This is a genomic window from Rhizobium aureum (assembly GCF_030182495.1).
In the GTDB taxonomy this organism is placed as follows: Bacteria; Pseudomonadota; Alphaproteobacteria; order Rhizobiales; family Rhizobiaceae; genus Rhizobium; species Rhizobium tropici_C.
In genome coordinates this window covers 64,308-82,719 of sequence record NZ_JAQJCI010000013.1, presented here as the reverse complement: position 1 = coordinate 82,719, position 18,412 = coordinate 64,308, and the positions used below count along the sequence as shown (strand labels likewise).

16 protein-coding genes, 1 other RNA gene and 1 pseudogene are annotated in these 18,412 nt (G+C 61.1%); 5 read left to right on the top strand and 13 right to left on the bottom strand.

Going from position 1 to position 18,412, the window contains the following annotated elements:
• Positions 1–4: 4 nt before the first annotated feature.
• From PH552_RS24450 to tkt, 9 genes and pseudogenes are all read right to left on the bottom strand, one after another.
• Entirely contained in the window at positions 5–922 is a 918-nt protein-coding gene (locus PH552_RS24450) for a PhzF family phenazine biosynthesis protein (RefSeq protein WP_113250486.1), read from the bottom strand.
• 154 nt (positions 923–1,076) lie between these two features.
• Positions 1,077–1,757 carry a serine hydrolase domain-containing protein gene (locus PH552_RS24445; RefSeq protein ID WP_285166327.1) on the bottom strand — a complete coding sequence of 227 codons (681 nt, stop codon included), beginning with the start codon at positions 1,755–1,757 and terminating at the stop codon, positions 1,077–1,079.
• Between the two features lie 100 nt (positions 1,758–1,857).
• A pseudogene (locus tag PH552_RS24440) lies at positions 1,858–2,166 on the bottom strand (serine hydrolase domain-containing protein); the annotation flags it as partial.
• Between the two features lie 513 nt (positions 2,167–2,679).
• Positions 2,680–3,705, bottom strand: a complete 1,026-nt coding sequence (locus PH552_RS24435) for a class I fructose-bisphosphate aldolase (RefSeq protein ID WP_112343376.1) — start codon at positions 3,703–3,705, stop codon at positions 2,680–2,682.
• Between the two features lie 213 nt (positions 3,706–3,918).
• Positions 3,919–5,121 (bottom strand): phosphoglycerate kinase, encoded by a 1,203-nt coding sequence (locus PH552_RS24430; protein WP_113250488.1) that lies wholly within the window; start codon positions 5,119–5,121, stop codon positions 3,919–3,921.
• A gap of 72 nt (positions 5,122–5,193) precedes the next feature.
• Positions 5,194–7,044, bottom strand: coding sequence for a potassium/proton antiporter (locus tag PH552_RS24425; protein WP_113250489.1), 1,851 nt, complete (start codon positions 7,042–7,044; stop codon positions 5,194–5,196).
• A 640-nt stretch (positions 7,045–7,684) separates the two neighbouring features.
• Positions 7,685–8,269 carry a putative glycolipid-binding domain-containing protein gene (locus PH552_RS24420; RefSeq protein WP_113250490.1) on the bottom strand — a complete coding sequence of 195 codons (585 nt, stop codon included), beginning with the start codon at positions 8,267–8,269 and terminating at the stop codon, positions 7,685–7,687.
• Between the two features lie 2 nt (positions 8,270–8,271).
• Positions 8,272–9,282 carry a type I glyceraldehyde-3-phosphate dehydrogenase gene (gene gap, locus PH552_RS24415; protein WP_112343380.1) on the bottom strand — a complete coding sequence of 337 codons (1,011 nt, stop codon included), beginning with the start codon at positions 9,280–9,282 and terminating at the stop codon, positions 8,272–8,274.
• Between the two features lie 64 nt (positions 9,283–9,346).
• Positions 9,347–11,329 (bottom strand): transketolase, encoded by a 1,983-nt coding sequence (gene tkt / locus PH552_RS24410; RefSeq protein WP_113250491.1) that lies wholly within the window; start codon positions 11,327–11,329, stop codon positions 9,347–9,349.
• A 399-nt stretch (positions 11,330–11,728) separates the two neighbouring features.
• On the opposite strand from tkt, the gene PH552_RS24405 reads away from it, so the two are divergent.
• The 3 genes from PH552_RS24405 (at position 11,729) to ssrS (ending at position 12,655) form a co-directional block, all read left to right on the top strand.
• Positions 11,729–12,004 carry a DUF4164 domain-containing protein gene (locus PH552_RS24405; RefSeq protein ID WP_015341018.1) on the top strand — a complete coding sequence of 92 codons (276 nt, stop codon included), beginning with the start codon at positions 11,729–11,731 and terminating at the stop codon, positions 12,002–12,004.
• 48 nt (positions 12,005–12,052) lie between these two features.
• The gene (locus PH552_RS24400) at positions 12,053–12,430 is read left to right on the top strand and encodes a cell division protein ZapA (RefSeq protein ID WP_112343382.1); all 378 of its coding nucleotides are present in this window, start codon (positions 12,053–12,055) and stop codon (positions 12,428–12,430) included.
• A gap of 66 nt (positions 12,431–12,496) precedes the next feature.
• Positions 12,497–12,655, top strand: a non-coding RNA gene (ssrS, locus tag PH552_RS24395) — 6S RNA.
• A 94-nt stretch (positions 12,656–12,749) separates the two neighbouring features.
• On the opposite strand, the gene PH552_RS24390 is transcribed toward ssrS, so the two are convergent.
• Complete coding sequence (locus PH552_RS24390) at positions 12,750–14,549, bottom strand: chloride channel protein (protein WP_113250492.1); 1,800 nt, start codon at positions 14,547–14,549, stop codon at positions 12,750–12,752.
• 291 nt (positions 14,550–14,840) lie between these two features.
• On the opposite strand from PH552_RS24390, the gene PH552_RS24385 reads away from it, so the two are divergent.
• Complete coding sequence (locus PH552_RS24385; RefSeq protein WP_113250493.1) at positions 14,841–15,278, top strand: MarR family winged helix-turn-helix transcriptional regulator; 438 nt, start codon at positions 14,841–14,843, stop codon at positions 15,276–15,278.
• Positions 15,279–15,318: 40 nt separating this feature from the next.
• On the opposite strand, the gene PH552_RS24380 is transcribed toward PH552_RS24385, so the two are convergent.
• Together PH552_RS24380 and PH552_RS24375 are read right to left on the bottom strand one after the other, a co-directional pair.
• The gene (locus PH552_RS24380; protein ID WP_113250494.1) at positions 15,319–16,035 is read right to left on the bottom strand and encodes an SDR family oxidoreductase; all 717 of its coding nucleotides are present in this window, start codon (positions 16,033–16,035) and stop codon (positions 15,319–15,321) included.
• A 43-nt stretch (positions 16,036–16,078) separates the two neighbouring features.
• Positions 16,079–16,897, bottom strand: coding sequence for an SDR family NAD(P)-dependent oxidoreductase (locus tag PH552_RS24375; RefSeq protein ID WP_285166325.1), 819 nt, complete (start codon positions 16,895–16,897; stop codon positions 16,079–16,081).
• A gap of 101 nt (positions 16,898–16,998) precedes the next feature.
• Here PH552_RS24375 and PH552_RS24370 point away from each other — a divergent pair, with 101 nt between their 5' ends.
• The gene (locus tag PH552_RS24370; protein ID WP_113250496.1) at positions 16,999–17,862 is read left to right on the top strand and encodes a helix-turn-helix transcriptional regulator; all 864 of its coding nucleotides are present in this window, start codon (positions 16,999–17,001) and stop codon (positions 17,860–17,862) included.
• Between the two features lie 39 nt (positions 17,863–17,901).
• Here PH552_RS24370 and PH552_RS24365 read toward each other — a convergent pair whose 3' ends face one another.
• The gene (locus PH552_RS24365) at positions 17,902–18,225 is read right to left on the bottom strand and encodes an ArsR/SmtB family transcription factor (protein ID WP_113250553.1); all 324 of its coding nucleotides are present in this window, start codon (positions 18,223–18,225) and stop codon (positions 17,902–17,904) included.
• Positions 18,226–18,412 lie beyond the last annotated feature (187 nt).

Genomic DNA, 18,412 nt, shown 5'->3' with positions numbered 1-18,412 from the left:
CAGCCTAAAGCAGGACCTCGCCGCGCATGACGCGGACGCTGCTGCCGGACAGCAAGACTTCATTTACCGTGCCGGCAGTTTTCTTGACCTCGACGCCGATGAGGCTGCGTCTTCCCATCTCCACGCCCTGCTCGATGGTGATCTTCACGTCCGCATCCCGGGCCGGCAGCAGTGAGGTGAGGTAGGCGCCGAGGGCGGCGGAGGCGCTGCCAGTCGCCGGGTCCTCCGTCACATTGTCGAGCGGCGCAAACATGCGGGCGCGGATTTGCCACGGATTTTCAGCTGAACGCAGGTAGAGAAAGAGCGAGAAGCCGGTCTTGTCTTCTTTGTGCCGCGCGGCCGCTTCGGCAAAAACAGCCGCGTTCGGCCTTGCCTTTCCAAGCGCCTCGAGACTGTCCAGTTCGGCAAAGGCAAAGGGCAGCCCAACGGAGGCGAAGGTCGGGGCATGCGTGGTTTTACGGATCGATCGCGGATCGATCTGGACGCAACGCGCAATCAAGTCATCGGCAATCGTTTCGCCGATCGTCAGGCTCGCCGGCGCGCGTATGCTTGTGCTTGTAACGGCGCCATCGGTGCGCAAGAGCGTCACCTCCACCAGGCCGGCATCCTCCTCGAAGGTCAGCCTGTCACCTGTGGGCTTTCCGAAGATCCCCTGCTGCTGGCCGAGAACGAAGGCGGTGCCTACATTCGGGTGGCCGGCAAAGGGAATCTCAGCCGTCGGGGTGAAGATGCGAACGCGCGCAGTGTGATCGGGCTTTTCGGGCGGCAGCACGAAGGTCGTTTCTGAATAACCGAACTCGGCTGCGATCTTCTGCATGGCCTCGCTGCTGAGACCACGGGCATCGGGGATGACGGCCAGCGGATTGCCGACGAAACGCTCCGATGTGAAGACGTCGACGGTAACATAGGCAACAGTGTTCATGGCAGCCCCCAGAGCTTCGGTAGATCTGTGAGGATTTAGCCGCTGGCCGGCTGGTGCTGGAAGTGCGAACTTGTGCCGGTGACAACTTCACCAGCGGTCACCATTGAAGGTCTGGCTTCCGTATCAGCTTTAAGGCCCCATCACGGCGATTGCTTTAATTGCTCTGGAACTGCTTGAGCACGCTGGACCAGAGCTCGACCAGCTCGGCACTGCCCGTATCGCCGGGCTTCGCACGTACAGCCGTGTGAACGAGAACCAGATGTGTTGTCGGATCGACGAGAATGCGCTGGCCGGCTCGTCCGTCCAGAAAGAACGTTCTGCGCGGGCCGGGCATCAGCCAGGTTTGATAGCCGTAGCCCCATGGGTTCGTCTCATGATTGACTGCGAGGAACGAGCCCTGCTTGACCGGCTGCGTCGCATCGAGCAGCCACTGGCGGGGTATGATCTGCCGGCCGTTCAAGGTGCCGTCATGGGCGAGCAGCATGCCGAAGCGGGCATAGTCGCGAAGTGTCGCGCTGAAACAGCAGTAGCCGACTTCCTGGCCTGTCTTGTCGACCTGCCAGTTCGCGCTGGCTTCCGCACCCATCGGCTGCCAGATGCGGGTCTGCAGATAGTCCGCCATGCTCATGTGAGTGGCGTGGGTGAGGACGAGGCTCAGTCCTTCGGTATCGAGATTGCTGTAGTGCCAGACCGTATCCGGAGGCGCGACCCGCTTGTTGAAGCGGGATATGGCTGTAATGGGGTCGAGCTTTTCCGGGCCAAGTAGTGAATTGCTGAGATGAATATTGTCGTCGGGGTTGCCGAAGTTCTCGGTGAAGGCAATGCCGGAGGCCATGCGCAGCAATGCGCAGCAATGCGCGGATCGGCGTGGCGCCCATCTCCGTGCCTTTCAGCTCCGGCACATAGGTTTCAACCGTATCGTCGATCGAATGAATGGCGCCCTCGGAAATCGCAATCCCGATCATCATGCCTGTCAACGTCTTCGCCAGGGATTGCGAAACGAAGCGGTCGTGATCGTTGCGGCCGTATTGATAATGTTCGAACAGGATCGTGTCGTCGTGTGCAATCAGCAATCCCGTGGTGGGATTGGTGTCCAGATACTTCGACAACGAAGCAACTTCCGTGCCGAAGGTGAACTTGATTGAAAGTTCGGAAGGGGCTCGAAGTAATGGCAACGGGTGCTCGGCGGCTGCGATCGTGTGCGTTGGTGCGAGCTGATCGGCGTGACTGAAGTTGCCGATCATGTTCTTTTGTTCGCTCAGCGGCAGACCGACGGGATAGCCGAGTTTCTCGCCGTAGGCCTCTGCGTCTGGCCCGGTCGGTGAGAAGACGGGAACAGCCGACTGAAATTGCTGGGCGCGAGAAATGTTTATTTGTGCAACTAATACTACAGCAAGAACAGCAACAAAGCTACGCCAAGCAAGCATATGGCAACCCCTCTATTTGGCCCGTTTATTACAAGTGGGACAACCAGTGCCGCGTTTTCGTAACATCCATTTGACATGGTTTGTTTTCCGATATCACGGCAAGCCTATTCTTGTCATTGGGACAGATGTGACTTGCTCTGTTCTGAACGTCCGGCTGGATATTCCTCGAAAGCAAAAAACCCCGATCGCATCGCGATCGGGGTTTTTCGTTCATTCGAATACTCAAGCGGTTCAGCTTTTCACAGCGTCATCGAACTGCTCTATCCCATTGTTTCCACGCAATTCCGGGAAAATTGCAGTGCACTTTCCCCGGAATTGCTCCAGCTGATATCAAGCAGCCTGTTCGCGATCCTTCGTCCAGCTGCCCTTGGCGGCGAGATAGTTCATCTCGGCGCGATGGGTAAAGGCGCGCTGGCCGGCTGCGACGTTCTCGGCCTTGCCGCCCCAGGCCTTCAGCGCGCTGTCCTGCAGGGCGCGGCCGTAGGAGAAGGTCACGTGCCAGGGCAGATCGTAACCGGAGTTGATCGCGGAGAGATGGGCGGTTGCCTCTTCCGTCGACTGGCCGCCGGAGAGGAAGGCGATGCCGGGAACGGCTGACGGAACGGTTTCCTTCAGTACCTTAACAGTGCGTTCGGCGACCTGCTCGACGGAGGCCTTGCGGACCTTCTTGCCGTCGATGACCATGCTCGGCTTCAGGATCATGCCTTCGAGCTTGATGCGGGCTTCTGCGAGCTCCTGGAAGACGATCTGCAGCGTCCAGCGGGTGACTTCCTCGCTGCGGTCGAGGCTCTGCGTGCCGGGTTCGCCATCCATCAGCACTTCCGGCTCGACGATCGGGACGATCTTGGCCTGCTGGCAAAGAGCGGCATAACGGGCGAGCGCGTGGGCGTTGGCCTTGATGGCGCCATAGGTCGGCAGCGTATCGGAAACGGCGATCACGCCGCGCCACTTGGCGAAGCGGGCGCCGGCTTCATAATATTTCGCCAGGCGGTCGGCGAGGCCGTCGAGGCCTTCGGTGACGGTTTCGCCGGGGAAGGCGGCGAGCGGCTTGGCGCCGACATCGACCTTGATACCGGGAATGCTGTCTGCAGCCTTGATGATATCGACGAAGGGGGTGCCGTCCGCTGCCTTCTGGAAGAGGGTTTCCTCATAGAGGATGACGCCGGAGATGTACTTCTTCATGGCGTCGTCGGAGCGGAAGAGCATTTCGCGATAGTCGCGGCGGCTCTCTTCCGTTGATACGAGAGAGATGGCGTCGAAGCGCTTCTTGATCGTGGCGGTGGATTCGTCCGCCGCCAGGAGGCCCTTGCCACCAGCAACCATCTTTACGGCAATGTCTTCAATTCGTTCGCTCATTTTGTTTCTCCAAGGCGATTTCAATCGGCGACAGGATCAATATAGATCGGCGATAACAGAAGTGTAGAAGGAGGGAAATGGCTGGCTAACTAATTGAAACGATTGAAATGATTTCAACCGTTTGAAAGTTTTAGACGCTATCCTAGCACTCATGGAAAAGCCGCGAAAGCTTTAGCTTTCGCGGCTTTGATCAATCATCGCGAAGAGGTTTTCTTACTTGCCGTTCTGCAGAACGGCGACGCCGGGAAGAACCTTGCCTTCCATCCATTCGAGGAAGGCGCCGCCGGCCGTCGAGACATAGGTGAAGTCGTCGGCAACGCCGGCGTGGTTGAGTGCCGAGACGGTGTCACCCCCGCCGGCGACCGAGGTCAGCTTGCCGGCCTTGGTGCACTCGGCAGCATATTTGGCGACCGCGACGGTGGCGGCATCGAAGGGAGCGATTTCGAAGGCGCCGAGCGGGCCGTTCCAGACCAGCGTCGTGGCGCGGCCGATCCAGCCATTGACGGCTTCGACCGACTTCGGGCCGACATCGAGCACCATGGCATCGGCGGGGATGGCGTCGATCGCCACGACATCGTTATCGGCTCCGGCCTTGAATTCGCGCGCGATGACGCCGTCTTCCGGCAGAACGATCGCGCAGCCGGCCGTGGCGGCTTCGATCATGATCTGCTTGGCGGTGTCGGCGAGATCGTGTTCGCAGAGCGACTTGCCGACATTGGTGCCGCGCGCGGCGAGGAAGGTGTTGGCCATGCCGCCGCCGATGACAAGCGCATCGACCTTCTTCACCAGGTTCGTCAGAAGGTCGATCTTGGTGGAAACCTTGGCGCCGCCAACAATGGCGACAACCGGGCGGACCGGATTGCCAAGACCCTTCTCCAGGGCTTCGAGCTCCGCTTGCATCGTGCGGCCCGCATAGGCCGGCAGCAGGTGGGCGAGGCCTTCCGTGGAAGAGTGGGCGCGGTGCGCGGCCGAGAAGGCATCGTTGACATAGATATCGCCATTGGCGGCGAGGGCCTTGGTGAAGGTTGCGTCGTTCTTTTCCTCTTCCTTGTGGAAGCGGGTGTTTTCCAGCAGCAGGATGTCGCCATTGTTCATCTTGGCAACGGCGTCGGCGGCCGGAGCGCCGATGCAGTCGGAGGCGAAGAGAACGGCGTGGTCCAGAACTTCCTCCACGGCGGGCACAATCAGTCCGAGGGACAGATCCGGGGAGGGGCCATCCTTCGGGCGGCCGAAATGGGCAAGCAGAATGACCTTGGCACCCTTTTCCGACAGTTCGAGAATCGTCGGAGCGACACGTTCGATGCGGGTCGCATCGGTGACCTTGCCATCCTTGACCGGCACGTTGAGGTCGACGCGCACGAGCACGCGCTTGCCGGTGATGTCGGTGAGATCGTCGAGAGTTTTGAAGGCTGCCATGGGAGGATCCAATGTTGTTGGTGGCGAAAAGTGCGCCGACCATACTACGGATGATCGGAGACGCAAGGCCATTCAGGCGTCGTTTTTTCCGGCATTTGAATCGTTTGAAACGCTTGCTTCCGGGTGTTCCCGACGCCTCTGCAGGTGAACGCGGATGCTCTTAAAAATATCGTGGAGATTGATGAAGATCGGCATCAGAACAGGCGGCTCCACCGCTTCGAGCGACATGCCGACCGACTGGATGTGGTCGTTCTCGTCGAGATCGCGGACGATCAGAATGATCTCGCCCAGGCGAACGCGATCCGCATAGTCGGCCTTGCCACCCAGGCGATGGCGCATGAGTTCAGCGATGGTAAGCCCCTTCTCCTGTTCGCTCAGCAGGCCCGGCCCATAGGCGGCATCGAGATCGGCGGCGGGGCGCAGCGGCGAGATCGAGAAGGCGCCGAAGAACTCGGCATCGTCGGGATCGACCGGGGCGCGGCTGGCAAAGAGGCGGTCGAGAAGCCGGGAATAATTGGGCGAGATGAAGAGATAGACGATATCGTTTTCGCGCAGGCGACCGGCATATTGATAGCGCATGGATTTGCCGTCGCGCACGACGAGCGAAGGCATGGCCCAGCGCGGTATGCGTTCGCCGCGCAGGACCGGGCTGTCCTTTACGACACGATAGGAGAGGAGTTCGTGGTTGACGGTGCCGGGCAGGTCGACCTCGACCTTGTCGATCGCTCCCATGCGCGGGGGAACGATGAGGCCGAGGCGGCGCGCCATGGGTTTGATGGTCCAGCCCTGTACGAGCAGCGACACCAGCACGACGATGAAGGCGACGTTGAAATACGTCTGGCCTGATTGCAGGTTGCCGAGGATGGGCATGATGGCCAGCAAGATGGAGACCGCGCCGCGCAAGCCGACCCAGGCGACGAAGCCGGTCTCGCGCTGGGTGTAATCGAAGGGCAGCAGGCAGAGCCACACGGCGATCGGTCGGGCAATGAAGATCAGGAAAAGAGCCAACGCCGCGGCGGGTATGGCAATGGCCGGAAATTGCGACGGCGTGGCGAGCAGGCCGAGAACGAGGAACATGATGATCTGCGCCAGCCAGGTCATGCCGTCCTGGAAGCGCTTGATCGAGGCTGAGGCCGGCATCTTGCGATTGCCGGCGTAAATGCCGGCGACATAGACGGCCAGGAAACCGCTGCCGCCGACAGCGCCGGTGAAGGAGAAGACGAGGAGCGCCAGAGCCAGCACGAAGATCGGCGTCAGGCCGCGATCGGTTTCCAGCCGGCTGACGATGAGCACGATCATCATGCCGCCGAGCAGGCCAAGGACGACGCCAAGCCCCATCTGCTGGATGAAGGTGGCGAGCATGGCGAGATTGATGCCGGCATAGCCTTCGCCGCTTGCGAGCAACTCGACCAGGGCGAGCGTCAGGAAGATCGCCATCGGATCGTTGGTGCCGGATTCGACTTCGAGTGTCGAGCGAACCTTGTCGCGGATATTGATGCCGCCGATGCGGAGCAGGAAGAAGACGGCCGCGGCGTCCGTCGAAGCGACAATAGAGCCGAGCAGCAGCCCCTGCAGCCAGGTAAAGCCGAGCAGCCAGGTGGCGGCAAGGCCGAACAGCGCCGCCGTCGCGATGACGCCGACGGAGGCGATGGTCAGCGCCGGTGCCGCGGCAAGCTTGAAGGCCTGGATCGGCGTGCCGTAGCCGGAATCGAAGAGGATGATGGCAAGAGCCAGCGAGCCGAGAATATAGGCGAGATAATTGTTGGAGAATTCGATGCCGAGCCCGTCGGTGCCGGCGGCAAGCCCGATCATCAGGAAAAGCAGCAGCAAGGGTGCGCCGAAGCGGAAGGCGAGGAGGCTGGAAAAGGCCGCAATGAGAACAAGGACCGTGCCGACCAGCACGATGACGTAAAATGCCTCCACCTTGTCTTCCCCTTTCCCTGCGCCGCTGGGCCAAAAGCCCGGAATGCGGAAGTCCCTTCGTCATCCCATCATGCAGTCTTGCCGGTCATATTGGCAAATATGGCCTCATTCAGAGGAGAGCTTTACGACTGAAGCCCACTCTGACGGTTGCGACGGCGTGGTGTGATGCGCTTTTGCCAGAACGGCGAAGCGGCTTGGAATGCCTGGGAGACGTCCTGTCCAAAATTTATTGGTAAATCTGGACCATAGCAGGGCAGGGAGAACAAAGATTGAGGCGTTTTGAAGGGCAATTGCGGTTGGGGTTGCTGAAACCCCGAGAATGCATTTCGAAAGCGACCACAGGTGGCGAGTGAAGTGCTCACGGTGCCTTATGACTACCGAAAGGCTTGTGCGTGGATCCTCGGGTCAAGCCCGAGGATGACGATGCTTGAGAATAGGCCAAAGACACCGCGACTTTGGAGATGTATTTCGCTGATTAACTGCGTGGTGACAGGTGAATTCTTGTCTAAGAAAACTATCGTTTGCCCGGGCCCATCCCCAAAGCCCCGTCATCCTCGGGCTTGACCCGAGGATCCACGCACAAGCGAGCATGATTTCATGCAAGACATGAATGGGTAAGAGCTGTCAGGATGGGCGCAGCTCAAACATCCACGCGCCTGAAATAGATCGGATAATCGATCACCAGCCCATCCTCGTCCACTGGGAGGTCGACGCTGAAATCCCTGTCTTCGGCGGCGTAGCGATAAAGTTTCTCCGGCACGATGCAGGTATAATGCTGGCCGTCGCGCACCGGCTCGAACGTGTCGAATGGGATATAGAGCATGGAAAGCTTGGCGGTTCCGCTTTCCGGCGTCATCTCCAGCCGGCGAATCGGCAGGCTGTTGGTGAAGGGCGAGCCGTAGAGATCGATATCGATGCAGCCGTCGAATTGCGGCAGGGCCACGCCATCCTCGGTACGCCAATGTCCCTTGCCGTCGGAGACCAGCGCGAGACGGCGTCCATCGGTGGCTTCGACGGAGAAGGAAAGAACCGCCCAATGGGTGGAGCAATCGATGCGGTAGTAAACGCCGTAGGGCGTGCCGCCGCGGGCACCAATGATAATGCCGGCGGCGCGGATGGCCGCGGCGCCGGCATGATCGAGAGGGGTGATCGTCAGGTGTTCCAGCCCGTCTCCTTCCATGGGACGCCAGCGGACTGTCGTCGGAAGGAGCGGGCGGAAGGCCATGATCAGATCGTCTTGGCGAAGGCGACGGCCGTGTCGGACATGCGGCTCGAGAAGCCCCATTCGTTGTCATACCAGGACAGGACGCGCACGAAGTTGCCTTCCATGACCTTGGTCTGGTCGGTCGCGAAGATCGACGAGTGGCTGTCATGGTTGAAGTCGCGGGAAACCAGCGGCTCGTCGGTGTAGCCGAGGATGCCCTTGAGCTTGCCGTTCGATGCAGCCTTGATGGCTTCGTTGATTTCACCGACCGTCGTTGCCTTCTTGGCCACGAACTTGAAGTCGACGACCGAGACGTTCGGCGTGGGAACGCGAATCGACGTGCCGTCGAGCTTGCCCTTGAGGTGCGGCAGAACGAGACCGACAGCCTTTGCGGCGCCCGTCGACGTCGGGATCATGGACAGGGCTGCGGCGCGGGCGCGGTACAGGTCCTTGTGCATGGTGTCGAGCGTCGGCTGGTCGCCGGTGTAGGAGTGGATTGTCGTCATGAAGCCATGGTCGATGCCGACGGCGTCATCGAGAACCTTGACCACCGGCACCAGGCAGTTCGTGGTGCAGGACGCATTGGAGATGACCAGGTGCTCCTTGGTGAGCTGGTCATGGTTGACGCCGAAAACGACGGTCAGGTCAGCGCCGTCGGCAGGAGCCGAAACGATGACGCGCTTGGCGCCGGCCGTCAGGTGAGCGGCGGCCTTGTCGCGGGCGGTGAAGATGCCTGTGCATTCCATCGCGATGTCGACGCCGAGATCGCGGTGCGGCAGGGTTGCCGGGTCCTTGATCGCCGTGACCTTGATCGGCTTGCCGCCGCCAACGATGATCGTATCGCCTTCGACCTTCACTTCGGCGGGGAACTTGCCGTGGATGGAATCGTAACGCAGCAGGTGGGCGTTGGTCTCGACCGGGCCGAGATCGTTGATGGCAACGATCTCGATGTCGGTGCGGCCGGATTCGACGATCGCACGCAGGACGTTACGGCCGATGCGGCCAAAGCCGTTGATAGCAACTTTTACAGTCATTGAATGTCACTCCCGTTCACTCAGGGTGTTTATCTATTGGATTTGAGAGCGCTTGTCAGCGCCCTCAGGAAAGCTTTGCCTCAGCGGCGGCGACAACGGCCTCCGTCGTGATGCCGAAGTGCTTGTAGACGTCCTTGTAAGGAGCGGAAGCGCCGAAGCCCTTCATGCCGATAAATGCGCCTTCAGGTCCGATGAAGGCATCCCAGCCTTCGCGAACACCGGCTTCGACGGCAACCTTGACCGGCGAGGTGCCGATGACGTCCTTGCGGTAGGCGTCCGGCTGCTCGAAGAAGAGTTCGGTGCAGGGAACGGAAACGACGCGCGTGGACACGCCCTTGCCTTCGAGCACGGCGCGGGCGGCAACGGCGAGTTCGACTTCGGAGCCCGAAGCGAAGATCGTCACCTTGGCGTCGGCATTGCCGGCCAGCGTGTAGGCGCCGAGTTCGCAGAGGTTCTTCTCGCTATATTCCGTACGGGCGGCCTGCAGGTTCTGGCGGGTCAGCGCGAGACCGGACGGACGGTTCGTCGTCTTGATAGCGATCTGCCAGCATTCGGCCGTTTCAGTTGCGTCCGCCGGGCGGAAGAGCTGGAAGTTCGGGATGGCGCGCAGGCTGGCGACCTGCTCGACCGGCTGGTGGGTCGGGCCGTCTTCGCCGACGCCGATGGAATCATGCGTCAGCACGTGGATGGCGCGGATACCCATCAGGGCAGCGAGGCGGAGCGGCGGACGGCAATAATCCGAGAAGATCAGGAAGCCGCCGCTATAGGGGATGAGACCGCCGTGCAAGGCGATGCCGTTCATGGCAGCGGCCATGCCGTGTTCGCGGATGCCCCAGTGCATGTAACGGCCGGAGAAATCGGTCGGGGTGATCGACTTCATCTGGCTGGTCTTGGTGTTGTTCGACGGCGTCAGGTCGGCCGAACCGCCGAGCGTTTCCGGAATGAAGCCGTTGATGACTTCGAGCGCGTCTTCCGAAGCCTTGCGGGTTGCGACCGTGGGCTTGGTTTCCGCGAGCTTCTTCTTGTAGTCGCTGATGGCGGCGTCGAATCCGGCAGGCAGCTTGTGATCGAAGCGGCGGGTGAATTCGGCCTTCTTGGCCGGGTCGGCTGCGGCAAGGCGGCCTTCCCAGGCTTCGCGGGTGCCGATGGAGCGTTCGCCGGCAGCGCGCCATTCACCGAGGACGTCATTCGGGATGACGAAGGGCTCGTAGGGCCAGTTGAGCGCGACGCGGGTTGCGGCAATTTCCTCGGCGCCGAGCGGCGAGCCATGGACCTTATGGGTACCCTGCTTGTTCGGAGCGCCGAAGCCGATGATCGTCTTGCAGGCGATCAGCGTCGGGCGGTCGGACTGGTGGGCGGCTTCGATGGCGGCGCTGATGGCAGCCTGGTCGTGACCGTCGATTTCGATCGTGTTCCAGTGAACGGCCTTGAAGCGGGCGACCTGGTCGGTGGAGTCCGAAAGCGAGACGGCGCCGTCGATGGTGATGGAGTTGTTGTCCCAGAACAGGATCAGCTTGTTGAGCTTGAGGTGGCCGGCCAGCGCGATCGCCTCATGGCTGATGCCTTCCATCAGGCAGCCGTCGCCGCACATGGCATAGGTGTAGTGATCCTGAAGTTCCGAGCCGAATTCCTCGCGCAGCTTACGCTCTGCGATCGCCATGCCGACCGCATTGGCAATGCCCTGGCCGAGCGGGCCGGTGGTGGTTTCGATGCCGGTGGCGTGACCATATTCCGGATGGCCGGCGGTCTTGGAGCCGAGCTGGCGGAAGCGCTGGAGCTCTTCGACCGTCATGTCGGGATAGCCGGTCAGATAGAGGACCGAATACAGCAGCATCGAACCGTGTCCGGCCGAGAGCACGAAGCGGTCACGGTCAGGCCAAAGCGGGTTCTTCGGATCGAAGCGCAGATATTTGCCAAAGAGAACGGTGGCAACATCAGCCATCCCCATCGGCAAACCGGGGTGACCGGAATTGGCCTTCTCGACAGCATCCATGGCAAGGAAACGGATCGCATTCGCCATCCGGTCGTGTTGTTCGCGAGAGTTCATGGGTTTTTCCGCAGTGTTCCGGGTTCGGGGGATGGCCGCACGCTTGGGAGGGAGGCCATCGGTTGAAAGGCGGATGAAAGCGACACTCTTCCGAACGTCATTTCCAACGTCGCCTCAGGCGGCTGAGACATAGCAGTTAGGGCGAGCAAGTCAACAAATCGAGGGCTCAATCCGACCCTCCAACGGCAATTTTTTAACATTTGCCCGTTCACTTTTACAAAAGACGACAATGATGCGACAAGGCCTGTGCAGCCGGAAAAGGCGGCATTCATCCACAGAATAGGGGGCCTGCCACATGGCAGCCTTTATTGACGTGCTGTTGCCGAGTTGAATATTGTTGCGAAATCAGACAAGTGGCCGGATGTTTTGATTCGGGCCTTGCGCGGAGAAGCGAAGGGTATGACACCTTCAGGCAAAACGGTGGACGCGGCGCTCGCTCAATTGCGCCAGGCACTCTCGACTTTGGAGAGCGCCGTCGACGGGCGGTTCGAGCGGGAACGGGCGCAAAGCGATATAGAAGGCGAGGTCCGCAGGGTTCACGCCGATCGTTCCCGCCTTGCCCAGGAATTGGACCAGGCCGAGTTCCGTGCGAACCGGCTCGAGGAGGTCAATCGGGAAGTGTCGCGCCGGCTGGTTACGGCGATGGAAACCATAAGAGCCGTGCTGGACCGCTGATCCCCTCGGGAGGCAGCCGTCGCAGCGCGGCAGTGATCGGAAAGTCGAATGGCGCAAGTAACGGTAACGATCGACGGCAAAGCCTACCGGATGGCCTGCGAAGAAGGTCAGGAAGATCATCTGACGGATCTCGCCAATCGCTTCGATCGCTATGTCATGCATTTGAAAAGCCAGTTCGGCGAAATCGGCGATCTCCGGGTCACCGTCATGGCCGGCATCATGATCATGGACGAAGTATCGGAATTGACCCGGCGTGTGTCTTCGCTGGAGGCCGAGCTGGAAACCCTGACCAGCAGCCGGGATACGACCGTGGCGGCCAACGCGCGCGCCGAGGAAACGCTGGCAAGCGTCATCGATGAGGTGACGGCGCGCATTCACGGCATTACGGAGAAGCTCCTCGCCCGGCCGGGCGCCGAACAGGCTTGAGTTTATTTCTGCGGATGCCAGCTGCGGCCCTCTGGTGCGACGACATAATCCGCTCTATATAGTTTTGGCGGTCTGCGCTTCCCGACAGGAACCACAATCCCTGGGGCCATACTCGATCCAAAGGGAGCTGTCCCTGACCAGGCCCGTGGGCCTGGCCACACGGTGCCCACCTACGTTTGTAGGCACCCAGGATCGTAAACATCCATCGGTCGTCGTGGATCGCTCTTCAATTTTCCGGCTCAGGGCCAATTTTCCCAGCTGATTGCAAAGGAAGGCGCCGCGCAGTTCTGCTGCCGCGCTGACGCCACTCCTCCTCCCCTTAACTTTTCGACCGCAGATAGGCGCCACGCTCCAGTTCTGCCCGGTTCGTCGCGCTGCGCAGCCGCAGCAGGTCCTTGCGGGCGATCAGGCCGACGAGGCGGCCGGTCTGCGGCTCGACGACGGGAACGCGTCCCGTGTCGGCCTGGATCATGATATCGGCGACGCGTCCCACAGTATCGTCAGCATAGGCGACCGGGAGCGATGTATCCGAGATAACGTCATAGAGCGATTGATCCATGAGGTCCGGCTCGCTGTGCCAACGCAGAGCATCGGCGCGCGAGATCATGCCGACCAGGCGGTCATTGTCGCCGACGACGGGATAGAAGCGGTGCGCATCCGACTGCTCTGTCATCCGGTGCAGCGCTTCCGACAGGCGCATGGCGGCAGGCAGGGTGTCCACCTTTGCGATCATGATGTCGCGGGCGCGGGTGAGCTCGAACGGGTCTATGCCGTATTCGCGGGTGATGTGCTGGCCGCGCCGTGCGATCTTTTCCGTCAGAATCGATCGTTTCAGCAGAAGGACGGTGACGGCATAGGCCGAGACCGTTGCCGCGAGCAAAGGCACCAGCGCGCCCATGTCTCCGGTCAGCTCGACGGCGAAGAATGTACCGGTGAGCGGAGCGCGCATGGTGCCGCCCATCATGGCCGCCATGCCGAGCATCGCCCAGAAGCCGGGATCGCCGGGCAGGGCAAGGCCGACGAGCCAGCCGAGCGCGCCGCCGAGGATCAGCAGCGGTGCTAGAACGCCGCCCGACGTGCCCGAGGAGAGCGCCACCAGCCAGATGCCCGCCTTGACAAGCAGGATCGCCAGCACTGCACCGACGGCGATATGGCTGTGCAAGAGATCGGCGATGATGTCGTAGCCGACGCCCAGCGCACGTGGTTCGATCAAGCCGCCGAGCCCGACGACGAGGCCGCCGAGGGCTGGCCACCACATCCAGTGGATCGGCAGCTTTTCGAAGGCATCCTCGATCTTATAAAGCAGGGTGGTCAGCAGGCCGGATTGCAGGCCCGAGACGATGCCGAGGCCGGCGGCGAGCGCGATGCCCCACCAGGAGAGCGACATCTCGAAATGCGCGGGGAAGAGCGGGCCGCTGCTGAGCAACAATGGACGCCAGATGACCGAAACGCAGGCGGCGACAGCCACTGGAATGAAGCTGCGCGGCTTCCATTCGAACAGCAGCAGTTCGACGGCGAGCATGACGGCCGCGATCGGCGTGCCGAACACCGCGGTCATGCCGGCGGCCGCGCCGGCAACCAGCAGGGTCTTTCTCTCGGCCGCACTCATATGAAAGAGCTGCGCGAAGAGCGAGCCGATGGCGCCGCCAGTCATGATGATAGGGCCTTCCGCACCGAAGGGGCCGCCGGAACCGATCGAGATTGCCGATGACAGCGGCTTCAGCACCGCCACCTTCGGCGACATGCGGCTGCCGCCGATCAGGATCGCCTCGATGGCTTCGGGAATGCCGTGGCCGCGGATCTTTTCGGAACCGTAGCGTGCCATGAGGCCGATGACGATGCCTCCGAGAATGGGAGCGGCGATCATCCAGGGCGAGCGTGCCACCATGGCGAAGGAGAGCGGCGCGGTGCTGATCTTGAACAGCCAGAGGGCGTTGCTGACGAGCGCGATGAGATTGATAAGCCCCCAGGCGGCGAATGCGCCGCCGGTGCCGACGACAAGCGCCATGGCAATCAGCACCAGGACACGCTTGTCCGTGGTGAAATCGCCATTGTCCTTGCGGGAAGCTCCGCCGGAGAAATCGCGACTGTGACTTTGTAAGGTTACAGTGTCCTGCATTTGCGCCTTCTGTTCCAGAGCATTTTCCTGTTCTCACGCATTCCGGACGGAAAACCGCTGCGTACTTTTCCCGGAATGTTCCAAGCGCGCGGCCGTCCTTCAGCCACTCCCCGCTTTGAGATGGCAAATATATCGTAATGCGATATAAATCAACTGAGGCGCGGTGCGATCTGCAAGATTCGTTTTCGGCACTATAGTTCCTTGATCTGGAGCACGGTGTTGCCGCAAAACCGCTGAAGATTTTGCGCGACATGCTTTAGGACCGCGGGCGGCGGCAATGAGGACGATTTGATGGTGCGACGTTTGGATGAAGCTCTTTCACAGGCGGATTACGAGGCGCTGGCGACGCTGCGCTATACCCTGCGCAAGTTCATGGATTTCAGCACCTCGGCTGCCCATGAGGCGGGTCTGCCGCCGCAGCAGCATCAGGCGCTGCTGGCCATCAAAGGGAATGGCGCCGCCGAAGCGATGACGATCGGCATGCTCGCGGAAAAGCTGCTGATCGCGCCGCATACGGCGACGGAACTGGTTGGGCGCCTGATTGAGGGTGGCTATGTCACCCGCCATCCCGATCTCACGGACAAGCGCCGGCAGATCCTGCACTTGACGGAAAAGTCCGAAGAGGTTCTCCAAATGCTCAGTTCGATCCATCTGGTCGAAATCCGTGAGATGGCGCCGCGACTGATCGAGGTTCTGACCCAGCTTCAGGCTGAGGTCCACAATGATTGAGGGCGCCATTGCCTGGTGATACCGGCAATGGCGCGAGGGATCATTGGCCCAAGCGGATACCGCCGTCGCAGATCAGCGTGTGACCGCTGGTGAAGCCGTTGCCGATCAGGAAGGCGATGGCTTCGGCGATCTCCCGTGGTTTGCCGACGCGGCCAACCGGCGTGCGCGCAGCGAAGCCGGCAAAGGTCGGCTCCTTCTGTTCTTCGCTTAGGAAATCCCACCAGGGGGTATCGACGACGCCAGGAGAAACGCAGTTCACCCGGATGGGCTTGAGTTCGACGGCGAGGATCGGCGCCAAAGCGGCGATGGCGGCATTGATGGCTCCGAGCCCGGCGGTTCCGGGCATAGCCGCCTGCGCCGACACGGCGGAGACGAAGGTGATGCTGCCCTGTTTCGACAGATAGGGCAGGCAGGCCTGAGCGCAGGCGAAATGCGCCAAAGTCTTCTGCTCGAAGCCTTTCCTGACATCGGCAAGGTCGACCGTGGCGAAAGGGCCGGCGCCATTGCCGCCACCCAATGCCAGCACGAGATGATCGACCGGTCCGATTGTCTGGAAGGCCTCGCCAAGGCGGCCAAAGGCGGCCGCATCCATGGTGACGGTGGCAATATCGTTGTTGAGGTTTTGCCGAGCTGCCTGGAGTTTGGCGGCATCGCGCCCGGTAATGGTGACGCGATAGCCTTTTTCGAGAAGATGGGTGGCGGTCGCAAGGCCGATACCGGAGGAGCCGCCGATAATAGCGATGTGTTGAGACGACATGCATGTCTCCTTTTGAGGACAGAGAGTGATGGAAGGGTGTGGTTCAGGCGGTGCGGGTAAGGCTTTGGCTGAGTGTTCGCAGGTTCCGGCGCGCGGTTGGGTCATAGGCCTGGGCAATGCCGCGGGATGGGCGCAGTCCGTCGTAATAGAGGCCCGTATGGCCTTCCAAGCCGCTGCCGACAGCCAGATTGAGTATGGCATCGGCACCCTGATCGACGGAGCTCAGCGGTGCGACACCCGCCTGACGCACCATGGTCGTGTCCATATAGGTTGCCGGATGCAGGCAGTTGACGGAAACGGCGGAGCCGGCGAGCTCCTCTGCCAGATCGAAGGTGAAGATGATCTGCGCCAGCTTGCTCTGGCAATAGGCGCGCACGCCGCTGTAGCCGCGGGTCAGCATGACATCGGAGAAGTCTATGGCTTGCTGACCGACCGAGGAAACATTGACGATGCGGGCGGGAGCGCTTGCCTTCAAGAGCGGCAGGAGCCGGCGCGTCAGCAGAAAGCCGGCGAGATAGTTCACGGCAAAGCGCAGTTCATGTCCATCGCGGCTCTCCTGGCGTCCACCGCCGCCGCCACTGGTGCCGATACCGGCATTGTTGATCAGGACATCCAGGCGCTCATGGTCGCGTTCGACGGCATCGGCAAGCGCGCGGACCTCGTCCAGCGAGGAGAAGTCGGCGACATAGAAGACTGCATTGCCGCCCTTATCGCGAATGCCGGAGACCACTTCTTCCGCCCGCGCCCGGCTGCGGCCGTGGACCAGCACCTTGGCACCGGTCTCCGCCAATCTTTCGGCAACCCGCCGACCGACGCCATCGGTCGAGCCCGTGATCAGGATCGTCTTACCGCTCATATCCATCGCAACAGCCTCCATGTAGCTTACGCCAAATACTTTGGCAGCTTGCTAAGGCGACAAACAGTTTCGACTTTATCCTAGTATTAATCCTGCTATGCTGAGGCATGACCATCAATCAAAACCAGACCATCCTCGAGGCCCGGCGTCGTGAATTCGGTGCCTTCCTGCGCTCTCGCCGAGAAAAATTGACCCCGGCAAGTGTCGGGCTTCCGGCAGGGTTTCGCCGCCGCACGCCTGGGCTCAGGCGCGAGGAGGTGGCGCTGCTCGCCGGCGTCGGCGCCACCTGGTACACATGGCTGGAGCAGGGCCGCGACGTGCGCGCCTCGGCGGAGGTTCTTTCGGCGCTGGCCGACGCGCTGCGCCTTGATCCCGCCGAACGGCGGCATCTCTTTACGCTGAGCGACCGGCCGTCGGCGGAGGTTCCCTCGCACGGACCCGAGGATGTGCCGGCCGCGTTGTTGCACATGCTTGCGAGCCTTAAAGGTCAGCCTGCCTATGTTCTCGGCCGGCGCTGGGATGTGCTGGCCTGGAATGCTGCGGCCGTTGCAATATTCGGCGATTACAGCCGGCTGCAGGGCGATGCGCGCAACAGCATCCATCGGGTTTTCACCGATCCCGCCCATCGGCAGCTATTGGTCGATTGGGAGATCGTGGCGGCGAATTCGCTGGCGATGTTTCGTGCCGACAGTGCCCGTTATGCCGGCGATCCGGATTTCGAGCGGCTGATCGCCGCCTTGACGCAGGCAAGCCCGGAATTTCGTGTTTGGTGGCCGAGGCAGGATGTGCTGCGGCCGCTGACCGGTCACAAGCGTCTGCGCCATCCCGAAGGTGGCCTTATGACATTCGAATATACCGCGCTTGCCGTCATGGATCGGGCCGATATGAAGTTGGTAGTCTATACGCCACTCGACGAGGATGGATCGAGCGACAGGCTGGAGCAACTGTTGGGCCGAGTTGGTATGGCATAACCCTTCGGCTTCCATCGAGCGCAGCCATTACTCCGCTTTTCAACCTTCCAAATCGCTTTTCAGCCGATCGAGGATAGTGAGCGCATGGCCGGCATAAGCGCTGATCCAGCGATCGTGGATCTGCTTGATCGGCAAGCTGTTCAGATGGTTCCAACGCTCGCGTCCTTCCTTTTTGGCGATCACGAGGTCTGCATCTTCAAGCACCTTCAGATGCTGCATTACGGTGCAGCGGTCCATATCCGTAAAAGCCTCGCAGAGCATGCCCGTCGTTCGCGGCGCATCCTTGAGCATATCCAGAATTTCGCGCCGGCGACGATGCGCAAGGGCCTTGAAGATGAGGTCGCTATGCTTCCGGCTTGCCAGCACCAATCCGAGCCGGCGGCCGGTTTCATTTTTGCCTGGCTGATGCCGCAGACGGGAATTTTGTCGAGCGACCCGGCTCGGACGGTCTGCCGGGTGAGGCAATCCGAGTAGGTGGTACCGCCAGGTGACCGCGTCGCAGATTCCTGATAGGGAGCAGCATGCGGGGGAGTGGGAAGATCACTTTTGT